This is a genomic window from Azospirillum sp. TSH20, from assembly GCF_003115935.1.
Classification (GTDB): Bacteria; Pseudomonadota; Alphaproteobacteria; order Azospirillales; family Azospirillaceae; genus Azospirillum.
Map to the genome: position 1 here is coordinate 1 of NZ_LGQU01000194.1, position 2316 is coordinate 2316.

Sequence of the window (2316 nt, forward strand, 5' to 3'; positions counted from 1 at the left end):
ACTTCCGCTTCGCCGCCACCATCGCCGACCGCCATTACGTGATGGAGGAGGGCCATGTGGTGGACATGATCCCCAACGACCAGCTCGAAGCCAACATGGACAAGCTGCACACCTATCTCGGCGTGTAGGCGGTCCAGACATCTGACATCGCCGGCACGAACGCCGCCTCGGCCCGCAATTCCGGGCCGGGGCGGCGAACCGCCGGATCTTGCCCGAATACCTGCTCCGGACACGGCCACAGGGACCCGCAATGGGAACCGGCCGACAATAAAACCAAGAGGGAGAGACCTTCTGATGCGTACGCTTCTTCTCGCCGGCACCGCCCTGCTGACGCTCGCCGGGACCGCGATTCCGGCCTCGGCGCAGGTGTCGGACAACGTCATCCGCATCGGCGTGCTGAACGACCGTTCCGGCATCTACGCCGATCTCGCCGGCGAGGGCTCCGCCATCGCCGCCCGGATGGCGGCGGAGGAGTTCGGCAACAAGGTCGCCGGCGCCCCGGTCGAGATCGTCGTCGCCGACCACCAGAACAAGGCCGACATCGCCGCGTCGAAGGCGCGTGAGTGGGTGGACACCGGCGGCGTCGACGCCATCGCCGACGTGCCGAACTCCGCCGCCGCTCTGGCGGTGCAGGGCATCACCAAGGACAAGAAGCGCATCTTCCTGATGTCCGGTCCCGGCGCCACCGCGCTGAGCGGCGCGCAGTGCAGCCCCTACGGCTTCCAGTGGACCTACGACAATTACGCCATGGCCGCCGGCACCGGCCGCGCCCTGTACGAGCAGGGCAAGAAGAAGTGGTTCTTCGTGACCGCCGACTACGCCTTCGGCCAGTCGCTGGAGGAGGAGACCACCAAGATGGTGAAGTCGCTGGGCGGCACCATCGTCGGATCGGTTCGCCATCCGCTCGGCACCTCCGACTTCTCGTCCTTCCTGCTGCAGGCGCAGGGGTCGGGCGCCGACGTGATCGGGCTGGCCAATGCCGGCGGCGACACCGTCAACGCCGTCAAGCAGGCGGCGGAATTCGGCATCACCCAGGCGGGTCAGAGCCTCGCCGGTCTGCTGATGTTCATCACCGACGTGAATGCGCTGGGCCTGCAGTCGGCGCAGGGGCTGATGCTGACCACCGGCTTCTACTGGGACATGGACGACCAGACCCGCGAATGGTCGAAGAAGTTCGAGGCCAAGGCCGGCAAGAAGCCGACCATGGTGCAGGCCGGCGTCTATTCGGCGGTGAAGCATTACCTGAAGGCGGTCGAGGCGGCCAAGACCGACGACGCCGACAAGGTCGCCGCCAAGATGCGCGAACTGCCGGTCGAGGACATGTTCGCCAAGAAGGGCAAGGTCGCCGCCAACGGCCGCATGTTCCACGACATGTATCTGGCCCAGGTGAAGACCCCGGCCGAATCGAAGGGCCCGTGGGACTATTACAAGATCGTCAAGACCATCCCGGCCGACACCGCCTTCATGGACCCGAAGCAGAGCGGCTGTCCGCTGGTGAAGTGAGGGGGAGTTAGCCCCCCACCTATCCTCCCCCGCTGGGCGGGGGAGGGACTGCCGCTGTACGCCGACAAAGGTCCTGTCCCCCTCCTCCGCCCAGCGGGGGAGGGTCGGGGTGGGGGCAATCAACGACCACCCATCCGAAGAACAACAACCAACACCAACGAACCGGGAGAAATGCGGAGATGGTCAGCCTGCTGGGAATCCCGCCCCAAGTGCTGTTCGGGCAGCTTCTGCTCGGCCTGATCAATGGGTCCTTCTATGCGCTGCTCAGCCTGGGGCTGGCGGTGATCTTTGGCATGTTGAATGTCATCAACTTCGCCCATGGCGCGCTCTATATGGTCGGCGCCTTCGTGGCGTGGCTGCTGCTGACCTATGCCGGGATCGGCTATTGGGGAGCGCTGGTGATCGCGCCGGTCGTTGTCGGGTTGCTCGGCATCGTGCTGGAAAAGACGATGCTGTCGCGGCTCTACAAGCTGGACCATCTCTACGGGCTGCTGCTGACCTTCGGGCTGGCGCTGATCCTGGAGGGGGCGTTCCGCCATCAGTACGGCGTCTCCGGCCAGCCCTACCCGATCCCCGAGGCGCTGCGCGGCGGGCAGAATCTGGGCTTCATGTTCCTGCCCAACTACCGCGGCTGGGTCGTCGTCGCCTCGCTGGTCATCTGCTTCGGCACCTGGTTCGCCATCGAGCGGACGAAGCTGGGCGCCTATCTGCGCGCGGCGACGGAAAACCCGACGCTGGTGCAGGCCTTCGGCATCAACGTGCCGGTGATGGTGTCGCTGACCTACGGCTTCGGCGTGGCGCTGGCCGGTCTGG

2 protein-coding genes and 1 pseudogene are annotated in these 2316 nt (G+C 65.9%); all 3 read left to right on the forward strand.

The window, feature by feature from the left end; genetic code table 11:
- Positions 1-128, forward strand: a pseudogene (locus TSH20_RS36050) (ABC transporter ATP-binding protein); the annotation flags it as partial.
- Positions 129-294: 166 nt separating this feature from the next.
- A complete protein-coding gene (locus TSH20_RS33765) occupies positions 295-1503 on the forward strand; it encodes an ABC transporter substrate-binding protein (protein ID WP_109157746.1) in 1209 nt (402 codons plus the stop codon).
- 179 nt (positions 1504-1682) lie between these two features.
- On the forward strand, positions 1683-2316 hold a 634-nt coding region (locus tag TSH20_RS33775; RefSeq protein WP_109493032.1), incomplete at its 3' end, for a branched-chain amino acid ABC transporter permease.